Annotated in this window: 17 protein-coding genes, 2 tRNA genes and 2 pseudogenes; 14 read left to right on the top strand and 7 right to left on the bottom strand. The window is 70.2% G+C overall.

From position 1 onward, the window contains the following. Positions 1–149 precede the first annotated feature (149 nt). From ABZS71_RS16130 to ABZS71_RS16115, 4 genes are all read left to right on the top strand, one after another. Positions 150–743 carry a DUF3566 domain-containing protein gene (locus ABZS71_RS16130; RefSeq protein WP_356210682.1) on the top strand — a complete coding sequence of 198 codons (594 nt, stop codon included), beginning with the start codon at positions 150–152 and terminating at the stop codon, positions 741–743. 61 nt (positions 744–804) lie between these two features. Beyond that, positions 805–881 (top strand) — tRNA-Ile (locus tag ABZS71_RS16125). 180 nt (positions 882–1061) lie between these two features. Continuing rightward, complete coding sequence (locus ABZS71_RS16120; RefSeq protein WP_003958712.1) at positions 1062–1196, top strand: DLW-39 family protein; 135 nt, start codon at positions 1062–1064, stop codon at positions 1194–1196. A gap of 183 nt (positions 1197–1379) precedes the next feature. Further along, complete coding sequence (locus ABZS71_RS16115) at positions 1380–2777, top strand: hypothetical protein (protein ID WP_356210559.1); 1398 nt, start codon at positions 1380–1382, stop codon at positions 2775–2777. 88 nt (positions 2778–2865) lie between these two features. On the opposite strand, the gene ABZS71_RS16110 is transcribed toward ABZS71_RS16115, so the two are convergent. Further along, complete coding sequence (locus ABZS71_RS16110) at positions 2866–4515, bottom strand: serine/threonine-protein kinase (RefSeq protein ID WP_356210557.1); 1650 nt, start codon at positions 4513–4515, stop codon at positions 2866–2868. A 48-nt stretch (positions 4516–4563) separates the two neighbouring features. After that, positions 4564–5109 carry a DNA-binding protein gene (locus tag ABZS71_RS16105; RefSeq protein ID WP_355855004.1) on the bottom strand — a complete coding sequence of 182 codons (546 nt, stop codon included), beginning with the start codon at positions 5107–5109 and terminating at the stop codon, positions 4564–4566. Between the two features lie 118 nt (positions 5110–5227). On the opposite strand from ABZS71_RS16105, the gene ABZS71_RS16100 reads away from it, so the two are divergent. Both ABZS71_RS16100 and ABZS71_RS16095 read left to right on the top strand, forming a co-directional pair. Next, positions 5228–5300 (top strand) — tRNA-Ala (locus ABZS71_RS16100). Between the two features lie 188 nt (positions 5301–5488). After that, positions 5489–6615: pseudogene (locus ABZS71_RS16095) on the top strand (response regulator). A gap of 133 nt (positions 6616–6748) precedes the next feature. Here the strand turns inward: ABZS71_RS16095 and ABZS71_RS16090 are convergent. Next, positions 6749–7474: a DUF5324 family protein gene (locus ABZS71_RS16090; protein WP_355854998.1), complete on the bottom strand. Its 726-nt coding sequence runs from the start codon at positions 7472–7474 to the stop codon at positions 6749–6751. 284 nt (positions 7475–7758) lie between these two features. Here ABZS71_RS16090 and ABZS71_RS16085 point away from each other — a divergent pair, with 284 nt between their 5' ends. Both ABZS71_RS16085 and ABZS71_RS16080 read left to right on the top strand, forming a co-directional pair. Beyond that, positions 7759–8292: a peptidylprolyl isomerase gene (locus ABZS71_RS16085; RefSeq protein ID WP_355854995.1), complete on the top strand. Its 534-nt coding sequence runs from the start codon at positions 7759–7761 to the stop codon at positions 8290–8292. A 107-nt stretch (positions 8293–8399) separates the two neighbouring features. Then, the gene (locus ABZS71_RS16080; protein ID WP_355854993.1) at positions 8400–9284 is read left to right on the top strand and encodes a rhomboid family intramembrane serine protease; all 885 of its coding nucleotides are present in this window, start codon (positions 8400–8402) and stop codon (positions 9282–9284) included. A 288-nt stretch (positions 9285–9572) separates the two neighbouring features. Here ABZS71_RS16080 and crgA read toward each other — a convergent pair whose 3' ends face one another. Beyond that, positions 9573–9830 carry a cell division protein CrgA gene (gene crgA, locus ABZS71_RS16075; protein ID WP_355854990.1) on the bottom strand — a complete coding sequence of 86 codons (258 nt, stop codon included), beginning with the start codon at positions 9828–9830 and terminating at the stop codon, positions 9573–9575. Positions 9831–9975: 145 nt separating this feature from the next. Between crgA and ABZS71_RS16070 the strand changes: the two genes are divergently transcribed. From ABZS71_RS16070 to ABZS71_RS16045, 6 genes and pseudogenes are all read left to right on the top strand, one after another. Next, a complete protein-coding gene (locus ABZS71_RS16070; RefSeq protein ID WP_356210553.1) occupies positions 9976–10746 on the top strand; it encodes a DUF881 domain-containing protein in 771 nt (256 codons plus the stop codon). Next, positions 10743–11459 (top strand): annotated as a pseudogene (locus ABZS71_RS16065) (class E sortase). Before ABZS71_RS16070 ends, ABZS71_RS16065 begins: the two are co-directional and overlap by 4 nt. A 71-nt stretch (positions 11460–11530) precedes the next feature. Then, positions 11531–11707: a hypothetical protein gene (locus ABZS71_RS16060; protein ID WP_355854981.1), complete on the top strand. Its 177-nt coding sequence runs from the start codon at positions 11531–11533 to the stop codon at positions 11705–11707. After that, positions 11704–12354 carry an aminodeoxychorismate/anthranilate synthase component II gene (locus ABZS71_RS16055; protein ID WP_355854978.1) on the top strand — a complete coding sequence of 217 codons (651 nt, stop codon included), beginning with the start codon at positions 11704–11706 and terminating at the stop codon, positions 12352–12354. Before ABZS71_RS16060 ends, ABZS71_RS16055 begins: the two co-directional genes overlap by 4 nt. Beyond that, positions 12351–13745 carry a class E sortase gene (locus ABZS71_RS16050; protein ID WP_356210550.1) on the top strand — a complete coding sequence of 465 codons (1395 nt, stop codon included), beginning with the start codon at positions 12351–12353 and terminating at the stop codon, positions 13743–13745. The genes ABZS71_RS16055 and ABZS71_RS16050 overlap by 4 nt, the downstream gene beginning before the upstream one ends. A gap of 61 nt (positions 13746–13806) precedes the next feature. Next, complete coding sequence (locus tag ABZS71_RS16045; RefSeq protein ID WP_356210548.1) at positions 13807–14547, top strand: class E sortase; 741 nt, start codon at positions 13807–13809, stop codon at positions 14545–14547. Between the two features lie 134 nt (positions 14548–14681). On the opposite strand, the gene pknB is transcribed toward ABZS71_RS16045, so the two are convergent. The 3 genes from pknB to ABZS71_RS16030 all read right to left on the bottom strand — a co-directional run bounded on the left by pknB (position 14682) and on the right by ABZS71_RS16030 (position 19737). Continuing rightward, a complete protein-coding gene (gene pknB, locus ABZS71_RS16040; protein ID WP_356210545.1) occupies positions 14682–16688 on the bottom strand; it encodes a Stk1 family PASTA domain-containing Ser/Thr kinase in 2007 nt (668 codons plus the stop codon). Positions 16689–16855: 167 nt separating this feature from the next. Next, on the bottom strand, positions 16856–18328 hold the full coding sequence (locus ABZS71_RS16035; protein ID WP_356210543.1) for a penicillin-binding protein 2: 1473 nt from the start codon (positions 18326–18328) through the stop codon (positions 16856–16858). Continuing rightward, entirely contained in the window at positions 18325–19737 is a 1413-nt protein-coding gene (locus ABZS71_RS16030) for an FtsW/RodA/SpoVE family cell cycle protein (protein WP_355858154.1), read from the bottom strand. The genes ABZS71_RS16035 and ABZS71_RS16030 overlap by 4 nt, the downstream gene beginning before the upstream one ends.

Here is a 19737-nt window from a genome sequence, read left to right as displayed (position 1 = left end):
CCGTCCCCGGCGGGCGGTACGTCCGCTTCGGAAGGCACCCGTGGCCCAGCCGACGACTCCCAGGGGGAACAGTGACGGACACCCGGCAGCCGCAGCCGCAGCCGCAGCCGCAGCCGCAGCCGCAGCCGCAGCCTCAGCACGCGAGCCCGCTGCCCGGTGAGCGGCCCACCCCGCCGCAGCCCGCGCAGCCGTACCACCCGCCGCAGGCCTACGCTCCGCCGCCCGGCGGCGGGGCCCCTCCCGGCGGCGGGGCCGGACGGGGCGGCTCCGCGGTGCCGGGTCAGCCGGGTCAGCCGGGTCAGAGCGGCCAGCAGCAGGCCGCGGCGGCCGTGCGCCGTCCGCGTACGGGCGCGGGAGCTCGTCCGATGCCGCGCACACGCAAGGCGCGGCTGCGGGTCGCCAAGGCCGATCCGTGGTCGGTCATGAAGGTCAGCTTCCTGCTCGCGATAGCGCTCGGGATCTGCACGGTGATCGCGGCGGCGGTGCTGTGGATGGTCATGGACGCCATGGGTGTCTTCAGCGCGGTGGGCGGGACGCTCAGCGAGGCGACGGAGTCGAAGAAGGGCAGCGGGTTCGACCTGGAGTCCTTCCTGTCACTGCCCCGAGTCATGGCGTTCACCTCGATCATCGCCGTGATCAATGTGGTGTTGGCGACGGCATTGGCGACGCTGGGCGCGTTCATCTACAACCTGTCGGCGGGCTTCGTGGGCGGCGTGGAGCTCACGCTCGCCGAGGACGAGTAGCGGCCCGCCGTTACCGATTTTGGGACAGGGCTGGTGGTGCGCTAATCTTTCGGTGCAGCGCGGGGCTATAGCTCAGACGGTTAGAGCGCTTCCCTGATAAGGAAGAGGCCACAGGTTCAAGTCCTGTTAGCCCCACCAGCGCGGTTCAGCCTGGACGGAGATCTCTTCCGTCCGGGCTGATCGCGTATGGGCGCCCGGAAGTTGATGGCCGGTTGTTGCTCGGCCAATGCCGAGCATAGGTCACCGAACGGTATCGGTCGGTGTGTATCATCGGGCGCCAGAGGTCCCCTACGTCAAGGAAAGAGACGAGGTAGCGCGGTGAAGAAGCTTCTCCTGGTCGCACTGGCCGCCATCGGCGGGCTCCTCGTGTACCGCCAGATCCAGGCGGATCGCGCCGAGCAGGATCTGTGGACGGAGGCGACCGACTCCGTACCCGCAGGTTCGGGTGTGTGAGCCCCCACAGAGTCCCGGTACGGGGCCCCGACCGCTGGAGCGGTCGGGGCCCCGTCGGCTTTACTGGCGCCGTGGCGTTGGCGGGGATGTGACGGCGGAGGCCGCTGCTATTCACCCTCGCAAATAATTTACTTGCATATGCAAATATGGCGGGTGGGCGGCTGGCAGGACGAGGGGGGCGCGATGAAGGACCGCAGCAAGGTCAGGACCGGCCTCGCCGCGGTGGCGGCGCTGTGCGCGGCGGCCGCGGCGCCGGGGCCGATCCCGGTGGCGGCCGCCGACAGCACCGCCGGGGCCCGGGCGTACGAGCCCCAGGGCACCCGGATAGAGGGCGCCGGGGACGATACGGACGCCCCGCCCCTCACGACCGGCCGTACCTACGTCGACAGTGTCGCGCCTGGCGAGAAGCGGTACTACAGCGCGCAACTCGACGGGGAGTCCGCCGCCTACGTCTCGGCGGTCGCGGCCCCCCGGCCCGGCGCGGGCGTGGCCTCGTACCGCGACGGCGTCAAAGTGACGCTGGAGAACCCCGACGGGGGCATCTGCGACACCGCGTCCCCGAAGGTCGAGACGAACGATGTCGCCTACCCCCTGGCCGATTACGCCTCCCGCCAGATCGGCTCGGGCTCGGTGGCGTCCTGCCGGAAGGCCGGGCGCTATCTCGTCACGGTGGAGCGGCAGGCCGACTCCCAGGACCCGGACCGCTGGCCGCTGGAGCTGCGGCTGATGGTGGAGCCGCCGGTGAAGGGCGGGGCCACCGGGCGGACGCCGGAGGGAAGTTGGCACACGACGCCGCCCCGGCCGCCCAGCGGAAGCACCCACCACCAGCAGGGCGGCCGCGGATTCGCCGACGCGCCGCTGGTGGCCACGGGGGCGTGGGAGGACCAGTTCCGGCCGGGGGAGACCCACTTCTACCGGGTGCCGGTCGAGTGGGGGCAGCAGATCTCCGCCGTCGCCGAACTTCCCGCCGACGGTACGGACAAGAGCACCGGCCTCCTCGACCAGGCGGTCGGAATGCGTGCCTACAACCCGGCGCGCGGGCTCGCGAAACGGGGCACCGTCTCCGCACAGGAGGGCGAGCCGCCCCGGACCGAGGTGAGCACCGCGCCCGCGGCGTACGGAAACCGGTTCGCGAAGGCCGACTACTCGATCCGCGCCATGAGCTTCACCGGTGGGTACTACCTGGCGGTCACGCTCAACCCCTCGGACGTCGCACCGCATGTGAAGGGCACGGTGCCGGTCATCCTGCGGGTACGGGTCGCGGGCGACACGCGCAGCGGGCCGACGTACGACGGCAACGCGGTCAAGGCCGGTTTCGGCCTCTCGGACGCCGACAGGAGGGCGGCCAAGCGACAGGCGATGCCCGTGCCGGGCGCCGGTCCGCAAGCCGCCGCCGACGAGAGCAGGGACGGCCTCCGGGCGGTGGGCTACGCGGGCCTCGGCACGGGGACTGCCCTGCTGCTCGGGCTCGGTGTGTGGACGCTCTCCGCCCGGCGGCGCGCCCCGGCCTCGGTCTCGGGAGCGCCCGTGGAGGATCCGACGACGGGTCAGCAGCGCTACGGACCGCCGCCCGCCTGGTAGTTCGACCGCTCCTGCGGATCACCGTCTGCGCTGCGGATCAGTGTGCGCCGCGGGTCAGCTTGTGCCCCCGGTCAGCTTGTGCCGCGGGTCAGCCCGCGACGATCAGGGCGCACGCACCGACCGCGAAGCACAGGGCCGCGAGGATCAGGATCGAGAGCGTCGCCTTCCGGGACGGTCCGCCTGGGCGCCGCCGGGCGGCGTGGGGAACCCGGGGCCGCCGAGCGGTGTATGGACGAGTAGGAGGGTATTCACGCGGCGCCGGTGCGGGCGCGGCGGCCGGAGCGGGAGCGGGGGTGGGCGTATGCGGGCGTGCGTGCGCGTGCTGTACGGGGTGCTGTGGACGCTGTGCGTGGTGCGGGCGCTCCATGGGCGGCTGTGGGACCGGCGGGAGGGGGACCGCGGTCGACGGGGTGGGCGGGGCCGACGGCTGGGATATCGGCGACTGCGAAAGCTGGGGGTGTGGTGTCATCGGCTGTGGGGCCGGTGGATGCCCGGCCGGTGGATGCCCGGCCGATGGATGCCCGGCCGATGGATAAGGGGTTGGCGGATGCGGCGCGGGCGGATGCGGCGTTGGTGTCGGCGGGGCCGTCGTCGGCTGTGGCAATGGCGTGCGCGGGGGTGGCGTCCGCGGCTGCGAGGTCTCGGGGCGCGGCGTCTCATTGCGCGGTGCCGGAGGCTGGGTTGCCGGAGGCTGCTGGGTGCGGGGCTGCGGCGGCGGGAGGGTGAAGCTGCCGGTGTCCGACATGGAGGGCCGCGGGGCCGGGGCGGCCGGTTCGGCTGCGGGCTGAGAGGACCGGGCCGGCGGTGCCACACCGCTTCCCTCGGGCTTGTCCGCCTTCGCATGACGGCGGCCCGGCCGGGTCGGGCCGCCGGGCCCGAACCCCGCGGGCAGCGGCCCGAGGTGGTCGAAGACCTCGATCGCCTCGTCGTCCAGATCGGCCTCGGGCAGCATCTCGACCGCGGTGGCGAGTGCCTTCCGCGCCCCCGTGGCCGTGCGGAACCGGTCCTCGGGATCCGGCTGCAGCAGACTCGCGATCACCTGCCACAGCGGCTCGGGCACCCCCGCGGGCGCGTTCGGCACGCCCTGCTCGCTGAACCGCTTGACGAGCGCCTCCGCGTCCGGCTTGTGCCCGCCGAGCAGATAGAGCGTCACCAGACCGACCGCGAAGAGGTCGGCCGGGAAGTCCGGCTCCTCGCCCATCATCTGCTCGGGTGCGAAGTAACCGGGGGTGCCCATCACATAGTTGGCCTCGGTGAGCCGGGGCTCGCCCTTCGTCAGCGCGATGCCGAAGTCGGACAGTCGCACATGCGGCCGCCCGGCCCCCGTGGACTCCAGCAGGATGTTCGCGGGCTTGATGTCCCGGTGCACCACGCCTTCGGCGTGCACCGCCGCCAGCCCGGAGAGTAACTGGTCCAGCAGGGTGCACACATAGCGCGGCGACAGCGGGCCGTAGTCGCCGATGAGGTGGGCGAACGAGCCGCCGCCCACCAGGTCCATGGTGAAGAGCACCTTGTCGTCGTCCGCCGCCCAGCTCGCCGGCGCCAGCACATGGGGATGGTCGATCCGCAGGGCCTGTTCCCGTACGAAGCGCAGCAGTGTGTGGGCGTCCCGTTGCTGGAGCACCTTCGCCGCGACGTACCGTCGGCGGCGGTGGTCCCAGGCGCGCCATACGGCGCCCACGCCCCCACGCCCGACCGGGTCCACCAGCTCGTACCGGCCCGCGAAGATCTCACCCATCGCGCCGTGCCCGCCCCGTCATCGACTCGTCAGCAGTCCATCAGCCCGTCAGCTCTGGTGCGCCTCGTAGTGGGCGACCGCCTCGGCGGTCCGCCCGGCGCCGTACACACGGAGAAACTCTGCCAGCTCGGGATGGGTGGAGGCGAGGGAGCCGGCGGCATCGATGATGTCCCCCGCGGCGGCCACGGACCGCAGCAGCGACTGGATCTCGCGCACCACGCGGCGTACGGTCGGGGCGCCCGTGCTCGCCGTGGCCTGGGTGGAGTTGAGGACCGAGCCGCCCGCGGTCTTCTTGATCTCCTCCATGCGCTCGGCGGCCTCCCCGGCGCTGACCCTGCCGTCCGCCGCCTGGCTGGACAGCTCCTGCAGCGCCTGCACGCGCTGGACGACGGCAGGATTGCCGATCTTCGCACGCTGACCGCTCATGAGCTGCGACAGCATCGGTGCGGACAGACCGAGTACGGCGGCGAGACGGGCCTGGTTGAGGCCGAGATCGTCGATCAGACGGCGAAAGAGCGCCCCCAGCGGTTCCCCGTACCAGCTGCGCTGCAGCTCCCGTGCGCGCGCAGTGGCATCCTGCTGTGTTGCGTCCATCTCGCTCTCCCCTTCGCTTCGCTGCCGCGAATCTTGCGTGGCATCCTACGGAGAGCGGTACGCGCGAGCGATACCCGGTCGGGAAAGGCGGTCGGTACCGGGTATCCTGATCGGCGACGGGGCCTTAGCTCAGTTGGTAGAGCGCCGTCTTTGCATGGCGGATGTCAGGAGTTCGACTCTCCTAGGCTCCACCCCTGTCACCAGCCAGGACACCGGATCCGGTGTCCTGGCTGGTTCTTTGTGGGCCCGGCGCATGGTGTTGCCACTCGCGGCATTGGCCCGCGCAACACTTGCGCGATGCTCCAGGCTTTCCCTACGTACTCGGGCAAGCCGCCCGGGAGTCGTCTGACCGGCGCGAGCCGCCGTACTGGGGGACACGATGGGTGAACTGAGTCCGCTGGGCGACAATCTGCCCGAGGAGTGCCGGGCGTTCGCCGTGGAACTGAGAAAGCTGTTCGCCGGGCTGGAGGTCTCGGTGCGCCGATATGCCGTGCGCCGGCACCGGGATCCCAGCACGATCTCGCGCTTTTTGAGCGGTACCCGCAGCCCGCCGTGGGAGTTCGTGTTCGATCTGTTCACCGATCTCGCGGCGCAACGGGGCTCCGCCGCCACTCCGGCCGCCATCGAGCTGGTGCGGGAGCTGCACCTGGCAGCGGTGCGCACCAGCCGGTCCCCCGGGCACGTCATGGAGATCCTGCAGATCCAGCTGGCCGAGGCCGACCGGGAGGCGCGGTGTTCCCTCGCGTACCAGGATGCGCTGGGCGAGGTGCTGCTCGACCGCAAGCATCGCATCGCCGATCTCGATGTGCGGCTGAACCAGGCCGAGGCGGCATGGGCGACGGAGCGGGCCCGGGCGGACGCGCTGGAGGGGGACTTCCCGGACAACGAGGAGCTGATCAAGGAGCGGGACAAGCTCCAGCAGGAGGTGCGGCGGCTCGCCGAGGAGCTGGAGGAGGTACCGCTGCGCGGACGGCTGGCGGAGGACCGCTGTCTGGTGCTGGAGCGGCAGCTGGCCATGGTGGAGTCCCGGCGTCCGGCCGTGGTCCCGCAGCCGGAGGAGGAGCCCGGCACCCCGGTGGGGCCCACGGTGTCCAGGTCCGGTGCCGGGCTCCGGCCGAAGATCCTCGTGGTGGACGACCAGCACTACAACCTGCTGGCCATGGGGGCCGTGCTGGCCACGCTCGACCAGGAGCTGGTGACCGCGGCCTCCGGGCAGGAGGCGCTCAAGGCGCTGCTCGACCACGACGACTTCGCCCTGATCCTCATCGATGTGCAGATGCCCGAGATGGACGGCTACGAGACGGCTGCCCATATCAAGCGGCGTCCGCGCAACCGCGATAACCCGATCATCTTCCTCACCGCGATGGGCGCCGATCCGGAGCACTCGTCGCGCGGATACGCGGCGGGCGCGGTGGACTACATGGCCAAGCCGTCGACCCCTGGGCGCTGCGGGCCAAGGTGTCCGTCTTCACCAAGATCTTCCTGGAGCGCCGCCGGCGCCGCTAGGCCGGGCGTGATGGCATGGACTGAGCCTTGGCGAGCAGAGCAGAGCAGGACGGGTAGGGAAAGGCCGACGGGCAGGGAAACGCCGAGGGGCGGGAGACCGCGGTCTCCCGCCCCTCGGCGGGGGCCGCGCCGGTCAGCGCTGGTTGTCGTCCTTGCCCGCTTCGGCCTCGTCCTGCTTGGCCCGCACGTCCGGGTCGAGGGCGCTCTGCTCGCTGCCGTCCACCGCCGTCAGCCGCTCGCGGTCGCCCACCTCGGTCGCCGCGGGGGGCTCGACCAGCCAGTCGGGGTTGGCCTGCTTGTCCCACCACTTCCAGGCGGTGTAGACGCCCGCGCCGATCAGTCCGATGAACGTGGCCCGCTTGGCGACGCGGGCGGCGCGGGACCGGCGGCGGCGCTTCCTGGCGAGCTTCTCGATCTCGGCCGCCGTCACATGAGTGCGCAGCGCCGCGACGGCGGCCGCCGTGCGTACCGCCGCCTCCTCGCGCGCCGGCCCCGCCGCGGCACGCACTCCGGCCACCGCGTGCTCGACGCGGGGCCCGGTGTACTCGGCGGCCCGGCGCGCGGCCTTGCGGGTGCGCTTGGCGGCCCGGGTGGCGGCCTTGTCCACCTTCGGCGGAAGGGTGCCTCGGGCCTGGCTGAGCCGTGGCGCGATATGCGCGTGGTACTGCGTACCGGCGCTGCACCGGGCCTGATGTGCGGCGTGCGAGACCTTCGGCGCAAGCCGTTCGCGGGCTTCGTGCGCGTAGCGCGCGGCGGTGTCCTTGGCCGTGCCGGCGTAGGGCGCCACCGCCTCCGCGGCGTGCAGGACGCTGCCCTTGGCGGTGCCGGTCGCGGCTCGCACGCTGTCAATGCGGGTCACGGGATCCTCCTCCTCGGTGGCGTGATCGTGCTCCGGGGTTCAGAGTCGTGTTGCTCTATCTGCGCAGTTTCGTGTTTCCATCCCAATAAAGATCATGCCTGTTTGTGGAGATCATGCCCGTTCGCAGGACGCGGGGCATGCGTGACCGGGCATCCGGGTCATAGCGGTGATTCTCCCCGAAACGGTGCGGATCGGCGCGCCGCGCGCCGCTTCGGCGGCTACTCGTCGCCCTTGCGTCCGTGCGAGGATCAGGAGACGGAAGCGAAAACTATGGAAGGTAGATCGTGGCCGAGCAGCTTTACGCCACCCTGAAGACGAACAATGGCGACATCGTGGTCCGGTTGCTGCCGAACCACGCCCCCAAGACGGTCAAGAACTTCGTGGAGCTGGCCGAGGGCAGCCGGGAGTGGACCCACCCGGCCACCGGCAAGAAGGCCAAGGAGAAGCTCTATGACGGCACCGTCTTCCACCGGGTGATCAGCGGTTTCATGATCCAGGGCGGCGACCCGCTCGGCAATGGCACCGGTGGCCCCGGCTATGAGTTCGGTGACGAGTTCCACCCGGACCTGGCGTTCAACAAGCCGTACCTGCTCGCTATGGCCAACGCCGGGCCGGGCACCAACGGCTCGCAGTTCTTCATCACCGTCTCCCCGACCGCGTGGCTGACCGGTAAGCACACCATCTTCGGCGAGGTTGTCGACGAGGGCAGCAAGAAGGTCGTCGACGCGATCGCGGGCGCCGCGACCAACCCGCGCACCGACCGCCCGCTCCAGGACGTCGTCATCGAGTCGGTCGTCGTGGAGACCCGCGAGGGCTGATCCCGCACGGGAACTCCGCGCCCCGCTTGTCCGTGTGAACAAGTGTCCGTGTGAACAAGCGGGGCGGGGGACGCGCGCGATCCTGTGACAGGGGGCGAAGGGACACCATGGAGGATCAGGCGGTCTGCTGCTACCGGCACCCGCAGCGGGAGACCGGCATCAGCTGTGCCCGCTGTGAGCGGCCGATCTGCCCGGAGTGCATGATCAGCGCCTCCGTCGGGTTCCACTGCCCGGAGTGCGTTCGCGGCCATGCGTCCGCCGCGTCCGGAGCCGCGGACGCCGGCCCCCCGAGGCGCGCGGCCCAGCCGCGCACCATAGCGGGCGGCACGATCACCTCCGATCCGCGGCTGGTCACCAAGATCCTGGTCGCGCTCAATCTCGTCATATGGCTCGCGGCGCTCGCCGCCGGCAACCGGCTGGTGGACGATCTCGACCTGGTCGGCCGGGCCTACAACCCCGGTACGGCCGATATCGTGGGTGTCGCCGAGGGCCAGTGGTACCGGCTGCTGACCTCGGTGTTCCTGCACCAGCAGCTGATGCACATCGCCTTCAACATGCTCTCGCTGTGGTGGATCGGCGGACCGCTGGAAGCCGCGCTCGGCCGCGCCCGTTACCTCACGCTGTATCTGCTGTCGGGGCTGGGCGGCAGCGCGCTGTCGTATCTGCTCGCCGCACAGAACCAGCCCTCGCTCGGCGCCTCCGGCGCGATCTTCGGCCTGCTCGGCGCCACCGCGGTGCTGATGCGCCGGCTGAACTACGACATGCGGCCGGTCATCGCGCTGCTCGCGCTGAATCTGCTCTTCACCTTCACCTGGCACGGCATCGCCTGGCAGGCGCATGTCGGCGGGCTGGTCGTCGGCACGGTGGTGGCGTACGGGATGGTGCACGCGCCGCGCGAGCGCCGTGCGCTGGTGCAGCAGGGGACCTGTGCGCTGATGCTGCTCGCGATCGTCGCGGCGGTGTGGATCCGTACGGTCCAGCTCACCGGCTGAGCGGTGTGTCCGGGCGACGCGAGCCCGCCCGGACGGCCTCGAACGGGCCTGGCTCGGTCAGTTGTCCACAGCATCCGGTGGATCTTGCGCCACCTGTGGAGAACATCTGTGCGAGCCCCCACTGACCTGCGTTTTCCCAGGAAGGCGCGGGGGTGAACGATCGAACAGTGGTGCTCCGCCGGTCACACCGGCGTCAACGCGGCAGAGGTTATCCACAGATCTTCTGAGTTTTCCCCGGCTGTGGATAACTCTGTGGACAAAGCCGTGGACGGGGCTGGGGGAGCGCGGTTACTTCCACTGGGTGGAGACGACGAACCCCGCGGCGATGAAGCCGAAGCCGACCACGATGTTCCAGTTGCCCAGAGCCTTCACCGGCATGTCCCCAGTGGTCACGTAGAAGAGGACGATCCACGCGAGGCCGATCAGGAACATCGCCAGCATCAGCGGCGCCACCCACCGGCGGCCGCTGCTCAGATTGATGCTGGCCGCCTGCTTCGCCGGCGGCGGCGTGAAGTCGTCCTTCTTGCGGATCCGTGACTTCGGCACGAGGAACTCTCCTGTCGATGCGCTGCGTGACCGCGCGGGGATATGAACGGACGGCGCCGGGGCGGGACAGCGACGGGGGCCACTTCCCTCCCCCACACGTCAGTTAGCGTAGTCCTTCCGAGGCGTCGTAAGGAGCAAGGGTACGTTGAGCAATTCCGCTGACTCCCCCACCCCGGCATCCCGCCGCCCCCGGTTCCGTCCCGTCCGGCTGCTGACCGCGGCGGTCTTCGCGCTGGCCGGCGTGATCTTCTGGACCAGTTTCAACACGGCCCAGGGCACCGACATCCGCAGTGATGAATCGATGCTGCGGCTCTCCGACCTCATACAGGAGCGCAGCCGCAAGAACGGCGCCCTGGACGACAGCGCCGCCCGGATGCGCTCCGACGTCGACGCCCTCGCCCGGCGGGACAACGGCAGCACCAAGGCCGAGCGCCGAAACCTCGCCGAGCTGGAGAAGACCGCCGGCACCAGGGAGCTCACGGGCCCCGGGCTCAGCGTCACCCTCACCGATGCCCCGCCGAACGCCACCCCGAAGATCCCCGGCGTTCCCGATCCCCAGCCCAACGACCTCGTCATCCACCAGCAGGACCTTCAAGCCGTGGTCAACGCGCTGTGGCAGGGCGGCGCCAAGGGGATCAAGGTGATGGACCAGCGGCTGATCTCCACCAGCGCGGTGCGCTGCGTCGGCAACACCCTGATCCTGCAGGGCCAGGTCTACTCCCCGCCGTACAAGGTGACCGCCGTCGGCGACCGCGGCAAGCTGCGCGCCGCGCTCGCCGCGTCCCCCGCCATCCAGAACTACCGCAGCTATGTCGACGCGTACGGCCTCGGCTGGAAAGTCGACCAGCACGACACGGTGACTCTTCCCGGCTACTCCGGCACAGTGGATCTGCATCAGGCACAGCCCACCGGATAGCGCATGGGGGGCCGGCGAAGACGCGGCTGGTCATCAGAGTGCTCAGTGAGGTCTGCGTCACCGTCGGCACCTTGATCATTCTTCTGGTGGTCTACGTCCTGTACCGGACATCGATCCGCGCCGACCGCGCCATAGACGGCGAGATCGACCACTCCAGGACCGATGGGCCGCCGGTCCGGTCGCCGCCGGCGCCCGGCCCTCGCCCCAGCCGCCCACCGCCACGGGACGGGCGCTTCCTTCGCGATCATGTACATTCCGCGCTTCGGCGCCGACTGGGCCAAGCCCGGGGAGGGCACCGCCACCGGCACCCTGAAGAAGGGGCTCGGCCACTGCACCCGCACCGCCCGCCTCGGCGCCATGGCCAACTTCGCCGTCGCCGGGCACCGCCGCACCTACGGCGACCCCTTCAAGGACTTCCCCGAGCTGCGCCCCGGCGACGCGGTCGTACTGACGGACGGCGCCACCTGGTTCACGTACCGCATCGACCGCCGGCCCCATCGCACGCTGCCGTACGACGTCGGGGTGATCGATCCGGTGCCGCGCGCGTCCGGCTTCCGGCGCCCCGGCCGCTGTCTGACGCTGACGACATGCGAGCCGGAGTGCTGACGACATGCGAGCCGGAGTGGGGCCACAGCCACCGCCTGATCGCCTGGGCGCACCTCGACGCGACCCGGCCCGTGGCGCACGGCAAGCCCCACGCTTTGGTCAGCTGAGCCTCCTGCCCCCTCCCCGGCCCCTTACTCTGGTGCTGCAATCGACTCCGTCATCGGTGAGTAGGGATGGCATGTACGGCTGGATCTGGCGTCATCTGCCGGGCAACGCATGGGTACGGGCGCTGATTTCCCTCGCCCTCATGCTGGCGATCGTGTTCGTGCTCTTCCAGTACGTCTTCCCGTGGGCGGAGCCGCTGCTGCCGTTCAACGACGTGACGGTCGACGAGGGAATGGGGAGTCTGCGATGAGCGCGCGCATCCTGGTCGTCGACAACTACGACAGCTTCGTCTTCAACCTCGTCCAGTACCTCTACCAGCTCGGCGCCGAGTGCGAGGTGGTGCGCAACGACGAGGTCTCCCTCGCGCACGCCCAGGACGGCTTCGACGGTGTGCTGCTGTCCCCCGGCCCCGGCACCCCCGAGGAGGCGGGCGTCTGCGTCGACATGGTGCGGCACTGCGCGGGCACCGGGGTGCCGGTGTTCGGCGTCTGCCTGGGGATGCAGTCCATGGCCGTGGCGTACGGCGGAGTCGTCGGCCGCGCCCCGGAGTTGCTGCACGGCAAGACCTCGCTGGTGACCCATGAGGAGGCCGGCGTCTTCCGCGGTCTGCCCTCGCCCTTCACCGCCACCCGCTACCACTCGCTGGCCGTCGAGCGGGGCACTGTCCCGGACGAGCTGGAGATCACGGCCTGGACACAGACGGGCATCGCCATGGGGCTGCGCCACCGTGAACTGCGCGTCGAGGGGGTTCAGTTCCACCCGGAGTCGGTCCTCACCGAGTGGGGCCATCGCATGCTCGCCAACTGGCTGGTGGAGTGCGGGGACACGGGGGCGGTGGAGCGGTCGGCGGGGCTCGCCCCGGTGGTCGGGGCGGTCGGCGGTAAGGCCGGCGAGTGACCGCACTGCGCCCCGAGCGCAAGGGCGCGGCCTATGGCGCCCAGGAAGCCGCCCCGTACGCGCCGTACGGGCCTCATGAGCCGTACGACGAGCAACGGGGCCCGGACGCCTTCGGGACGGCTGCGGAGGGCCTCGGGGACCCGCTGAACGACCCGCTGCCGGGAGCGGCCCAGGACGCCGGCACGGGGCATGCCGTGGGCACCGCCTCGTTCCCCGTGCCGCCACCCACCGGGCGCCGCAGGCGCGCCTCCCCGGCCCCCTCCGGGCCCGGAGGCGCCGGGGAAGCGGGCGGGCCGCCCACGGGGCGCAGGCGCGCCCGTGCGGCCTCCTCAGCCACTCCGGCCCCCGTAACCCCGTCCGGCCCCGGAAACGCGGCGGAGGCGGCCGAGACGGCCGTCCTGCGCCCGGTGGCGCCCCGGGGCGACGACGAGACGGTCGCCCTGCGCGCCGTGAGCCCGAAGGCCGCTCCCCCCGGCGACGACCAGACCGTGCTGCTGCGCAAGGTCGCGCCGGACCAGTCCCCGGACCGGACGCCGCCGCCCGGCGGCCGGGCCGTCCGCCGGAAGGCCGCCCAGGGGACCGGGAAGCGCGCCGGCAGGCACGGCGCCCGCGCGGGCGGCGGCGCGCCGGAGACGGGCGCCACAGCGGCCGCCAGGACCGGCAGGCCTCGCACCCGGATGGAGGCCAAGCGCGCCGCGCGGGCGCGCAAGGACAGTCCCGGGGTCGTCGCGAGCCGGCTCTTCGGCGAGCTGTTCATCACCCTCGGTGTGGTGATGCTGCTCTTCGTCGGCTATCAGCTGTGGTGGACGAACATCCGGGCCCATCTGCAGGCGGACGGCGCCGCCAGCAATCTGCGGAAGAAGTGGGACCAGGGCGGCGAGGGGGACCGCGATCCGGGCGCGTTCACGCCCGGCCAGGGGTTCGCGATCATCTACATCCCCCAGCTGGACGTGAAGGCCCCGATCGCCGAGGGGATCGACAAGCACAAGGTCCTCGACCGCGGCATGGTGGGCCACTACGGCAAGGGCAAGCTGAAGACCGCGATGCCGTGGAGCAAGCAGGGCAACTTCGCGCTGGCCGGGCACCGCAACACCCACGGCGAGCCGTTCCGCTACATCAACCACCTCAAGCCCGGCGACAAGATCATCGTCGAGACGCAGAGCCGGTACTACACCTACGAGATGCGCAGCATCCTGCCGCAGACGCCGCCCTCCAACACAAGCGTCATCAAGCCGGTGCCGCCCGGCTCCGGCTTCACCAGGCCGGGCCGCTACATCACGCTGACGACCTGCACCCCGGAGTTCACCAGCACCTACCGGATGATCGTCTGGGGCAGGATGGTCGACGAGCGGCCGCGCAGCGAGGGCAAGCCGGACGCGCTGGTCGAGTGAGCGCGAACGGCCATGAACCGAGCGCGAAAAGCCATAACACCAGAAAAAGGGGTACGACGCGGTGGCACGGACCGACCACGACCAGCGACGGGGCCGGCGCCCCGACCTGCCCGCGGCGCCGAGCCGCCACACCGGCCGCGGGCGGATCGCCGCGGCCGTAGCCGTCTTCGGCGAGCTGTTGATCACCGCGGGGCTTATCCTCGCCCTGTTCGTCGTCTACTCGCTGTGGTGGACGAACGTCCTCGCCGACCGCGAGGCGCGGAAGCAGGGCGACCGGATGCGCAAGCACTGGGCCGAGCAGGGGCCCGGCCGGCTCGACACCAAGGACGGCATCGGCTTCCTGCACGTACCGTCCATGCACAACGGCGAGGTGCTGGTCAAGAAGGGCACCTCGGCCAAGATCCTGAACGACGGCGTCGCCGGGTACTACACGGACCCGGTCAAGGCCGCGCTGCCCTGGGCGAAGAAGGGCAACTTCTCCCTCGCCGCGCACCGGGACGGGCACGGTGCGAAGTTCCACAACATCGACAAGGTCCACGACGGCGACGCGGTGGTCTTCGAGACCCGCGACACCTGGTACGTCTACAAGGTCTACGCGACGCTGCCCGAAACCTCGAAGTTCAATGTGGATGTGCTCGACCGGGTCCCGAAGGAGTCGGGCCGGAAGCGGCCGGGCCGCTACATCACGCTCTCCACCTGCACCCCGGTCTACACCTCGCGCCACCGCTACGTCGTATGGGGCGAGCTGGAGCGCATGGAGAAGGTGGACGCGGACCGTACGCCCCCCAAGGAACTGCGCTAGCCCCCGTCCGGCGGGCGGCCTGCGGTACCGGCGGGCGGCGTCGGCAGTAATACGGGGAAGCCCCCGGCACCCGTCTCGCGGGCGCCGGGGGCTTCCCCGTGCGCGGTGCGGCCCCGGCGGGGCCGGCGGGTGGATCAGCCCAGGCCGCCGAAGATGCCGCCGTTGCCGCCGCCGTTATTGCCTCCGCCGTTGCCCTGGCCCGCGACGGTGATGAGGTTCACGGACTGGCCCTTGGGCACCTGGGTGCCCGCGCCCGGCTGGCTGGTGACCACCGTGGCGTTGTCGTCCTGCGGGCCGGCGATGTTGCCCACATTGAGGCCGAGGTCCTGGAGAGCCTTCTTGGCGTCCTTGAGAGACTGGCCGCCCAGGTTGGGCACCTGGACGTTCTCCTGCTGGGCCGGGGCCTTGGCCACGGTCAGGGTGACCACCGAGTTGGGCGCGACCTCCTGGCCGCCTTCGGGGTCCTGCCTGAGGACCGTGCCCGCCTCGACGTCGCCGTTCTCCTCCTCCTGCGCCTGGACTTGGAGGCCCTTCGCCTGGAGGGCCGCCTTGGCCTGATCGAGCTTCTGTGTGGTCACGTCCGGGACGAGGACCTTCGACTGGGCCTGGGCGACGGTCAGGGTGATCGTGGAGCCCTTGGCGACCTTCTTGCCGCCCTCCGGGTCCTGGCGGATCACCTTGCCGGCGGTCTGGTCGGACTCCTCCGTCTCCTTCAAGACCTCGAAGCCCTTGTTCTTGAGCTGCTGCTCGGCGGAGTCGAACTGGACATTGAGGACGTCGGGGACCTCGACCCTCGCTGCGGGCTTCGGACCTTTCGACATGGTCAGCTTGACCGTGCCGAACCGCTTGATCTCTCCGCCACTCCCGGGGTTCTGCTCACAGACCGTGTTCTTCTCCGCGTCGTCGCAGAACTTGGAGCCGACCTTCTTGACCTTGAAGTCGCCGTTCTCCCCCTGGCCCGAGGCGTCGGAGAAGGATTTGCCGACGAGATTCGGCACCGGGACCATGTCGTCGGTCTTGCCGCCCCCGAACAGCGACTTCCCGATGAAGATGGCGCCGACCAGCACCAGTATCCCGGCGAGGATCAGCAGGATCGTGGAGAGCCTGCCCTTCCGCGAGGGGGGCCCGCCGCGCCCGCGTCCGCGGTCCGGCCGCTCGTCGTAGCCGAAGCCGCCGTCGTCCTCGCGCAGCGGCGGCAGCATCGAGGTCGGCGCCCCGGAGTCCTGCGGCCGCAGCATCGTCGTGGGCTGGTCGGCGGCGCCGTAGCCGACCGCGCCCAGCGCGGCGGTGGCGGCGACCGGCTGGCCCTCCAGGGCCGCCTCGATGTCGGCACGCATCTCGTCGGCCGACTGGTAGCGGTAGTCCGGATCCTTGACCAGGGCCCGCAGGACGATGGCGTCCATCTCCGGGGTGATCTCGGGGTCGTACGTGCTCGGCGGCTGCGGCTCCTCCCGTACGTGCTGGTAGGCCACGGCCACCGGGGAGTCGCCGACGAAGGGCGGCCGCACGGTCAGCAGCTCGTAGAGCAGACAGCCGGTGGAGTAGAGGTCGCTGCGCGCGTCGACGGTCTCGCCCTTGGCCTGCTCGGGGGAGAGGTACTGGGCGGTGCCGATCACGGCGGCCGTCTGCGTCATGGTCATACCGGCATCGCCCATGGCCCGGGCGATGCCGAAGTCCATCACCTTGACCTGGCCCGTCCGCGTGAGCATGACGTTCGCCGGCTTGATGTCCCGGTGGACGATGTTGTTCCGGTGCGAGTACTCCAGGGCCTGGAGGATCCCGGTGGTCATCTCCATCGAGCGCTCGGGGAGCAGCTTTCTGCCCGAGTGAAGCAGCTCACGCAGTGTGGAACCGTCGACGTACTCCATCACGATGTACGGGATCGAGACACCGTCGACGTAGTCCTCGCCGGTGTCGTAGACCGCGACGATCGCGGGATGGTTGAGCGAGGCGGCCGACTGGGCCTCTCGGCGGAACCGGGCCTGGAAGGACGGATCGCGGGCGAGGTCCACCCGGAGCGTCTTCACAGCGACAGTACGGCCGAGGCGGGTGTCGTGCGCGAGGTAGACCTCCGCCATGCCACCGCGGCCGAGCACTGAGCCCAGCTCATACCGGCCGCCGAGGCGACGCGGCTCTTCCATAGCTACTCCAGCCCTCTTCCGTGATTCCCGGCCGCACCTGTGGGGGCCGGCGAAGTGCTGCTCGCGCATACCGTACCCGGCACGTCTTACGGGACCCGGTCTCAGCCGCTACTTGATACCGGACCGGTACGGCGACGTGCGGGATTCGTGTCGGGGCGTGACCGGCGTCACTTGTTGCCCTCGCTGTCGAGTACCGCCTTCATCACACTCTTGGCGATCGGCGCGGCCAGCTTGCCGCCGGCGATGTCGTTGCGGAGGGTGTCGGAGCCCTCGATGACGACCGCGACGGCGACCGGGGAGCCGTTGTCGCCCTTGGCGTAGGAGATGAACCACGCGTAAGGGTTCTTGCTGTTGGCGACGCCGTGCTGGGCGGTACCGGTCTTGCCACCGACGGTGACGCCCGGGATCCGGGCGTTGGTTCCGGTGCCCTCCTTGACCACGGTCTCCATCATGTCCTGGAGCTTGCGGGCGTTGTCCGCGGTGAGCGGCTGGCTCATCTGCTCGGGGTCGTTCTGGTCGACCGTGTTCAGATTGGGAGCGCGCAGCGAGTCGATCATGTACGGCTTCATCAGCTTGCCGTCATTGGCGACCGCGGCGGCGACCATGGCCATCTGCAGCGGGGTGGCGCGGGTGTCGAACTGGCCGATGGAGGACATCGCGTTGGACGGCTTGTCCATGTCCTCGGGGTAGAAGCTGGCGTTGGTGCGGACCGGTGTCAGGATCTCTTTGTTGAAGCCGAACTTCTTGGCCTCCTCGAGCATCTTCTCCTTGCCGAGGTCGTCGCCGAGCTTGCCGAAGACCGTGTTGCAGGAGTAGCGGAGCGCCTGCCGGAGCGTGGCGTTCTCGCAGGGGATGTTCCCCTCGTTCTCCAGGTTCTTGCTGGACAGCGGCAGCTGCCAGGGCAGCGGCGACTCGGTCGGCGCATCGATGTTCGAGTACTTGCCGTTCTCCAGCGCGGCCGCGGCGGTGACGACCTTGAAGGTGGAGCCCGGCGGGTAGGTCTGCCGCAGCGCCCGGTTGAGCATCGGGTCGTCGGTGTTGTTCTGCGGCTGCAGCGCCTGCCATGCCTTCTCGTCGCTCTTCGAGCCGCCCGCGATCTTCGAGGGGTCGTAGCTCGGGGTGGAGGCGAGGGCGAGGATCTTGCCGGTGCGCGGGTCGAGCGCGGCGACGGCGCCCTTGTTGTTGCCGAGTCCCTTGAACGCGGCCTCCTGGGCCTTGCCGTTCAGGGTGGTGATGACGTCGCCGCCCTTCTGCTCCTTGCCGGTGATCATGTCGATCGTCCGGTTGAAGAAGAGGCGGTCGTCGTTGCCCGTGAGGATGCCGTCCTCGAGCTTCTCGATCTGGTTGGCGTCGAAGACCTGGGAGGCGTAGCCGGTGACGGGCGCCCACATCGCACCGTTCTTGTACGTGCGCTTGTACTTGAAGTCGGTGCCGTTGGTCTCCACGGATCCGGTGATCGGCCGGCCGTCGACGATGATGTTGCCGCGCGGCTGGTTGTAACGGGCGATCAGGACGCGGCGGTTGTTCTTGTTGTTCTTGAGCTCGTCGGCCTGGACGTACTGGATCCAGTTGTCCCGTATCAGCAGGGCGAGGACGAGGAGGCCGCAGAAGATCGCGATTCGGCGCAGCGGCTTGTTCACGGTCGGACCACCTGAGTCATCTCGGCGTCTGTGGACGGAGCGGGCGTCGGGGCCGGGCGGCGCGCGGTGTCGCTGATCTTGATGAGGACGGCGACCAGCGCCCAGTTGGCGAGCACCGAGGAGCCGCCGTAGGCGAGGAACGGCATGGTCATACCGGTCAGCGGGATGAGACCCATCACACCGCCGGCGACGACGAAGACCTGGATGGCGAAGGCGGCGGACAGGCCGATCGCCAGCAGCTTGCCGAACGGGTCGCGGGCGGCGAGGGCGGTGCGCACGCCGCGCTCCACGATCAGGCCGTACAGCAGCAGGAACGCCATGGTGCCCGCCAGGCCCAGCTCCTCGCCGACGGTGGCCAGGATGAAGTCGGAGTTGGCGGCGAAGCCGATGAGGTCGGAGTTGCCCTGGCCGAGGCCGGTGCCGAAGACGCCGCCGGAGCCGAAGGACATCAGGGCCTGGGCGATCTGGTCGCTGCCGCCGGTCTTGAAGGCCGCGAAGGGGTCGAGCCAGGCGTCGACGCGCTGCTGGACGTGCGGTTCGAAGGTGGCGACGCCGACCGCGCCGCCCGCCGACATCAGCAGACCGAAGACGATCCAGCTGGTGCGCTCGGTGGCGACGTACAGCATCACGACGAACAGGCCGAAGAACAGCAGCGAGGTGCCCAGGTCGGTCTCGAAGACGAGAATGAGGATGCTCATCGCCCACACCACGAGGATCGGGCCGAGGTCACGGCCGCGGGGCAGGTACAGGCCCATGAAGCGGCGGCTGGCGAGCGCGAGCGCGTCCCGCTTGACCATCAGATAGCCGGAGAAGAACACGGCGATGATGATCTTGGCGAACTCGCCGGGCTGGATGGAGAAGCTGCCGATCCTGACCCAGATCCGGGCGCCGAAGACCGGCGGGAAGAACACCGGGAGGATCAGCAGGATCAGCGCCCCGATCATGGAGACGTACGTATAGCGCTGAAGGATCCGGTGGTCCTTGAGGAAGATCAGTACGGCCACGAACAGGGCCACGCCCATCGCCGAGTACATCAGCTGGTTGGGGGCCGAGGGCGAGAAGACCTGACCGATGTTCTCCGCCCGCTGGGCCAGCCGCTTGGACTGGTCCAGACGCCAGATGAGTACGAGTCCCAGCCCGTTGAGCAGCGTGGCGATCGGCAGCAGCAGCGGATCGGCGTACGGCGCGAACTTTCGCACCACGAGGTGGCCGACGCCGGCGAGCAGGCCGAGCCCGATGCCGTAGCTGAGCATGCCCGACGGCATCTCGTCGCTGAGCGCCAGACCCGCGGTGGCGTAGGCGAAGACCGGAATGATCACCGCGAAGACCAGCATGGCCAGCTCGGTGTTGCGCCTGCTCGGCGGCCCGGCCGTGCTGATGGTCGTCGTGTTCGTCGTACTACTGCTCAT

This window comes from Streptomyces sp. NPDC005393 (assembly GCF_040606675.1).
GTDB lineage: Bacteria > Actinomycetota > Actinomycetes > Streptomycetales > Streptomycetaceae > Streptomyces.
This window is presented reverse-complemented; position numbering and strand designations above follow the sequence as displayed.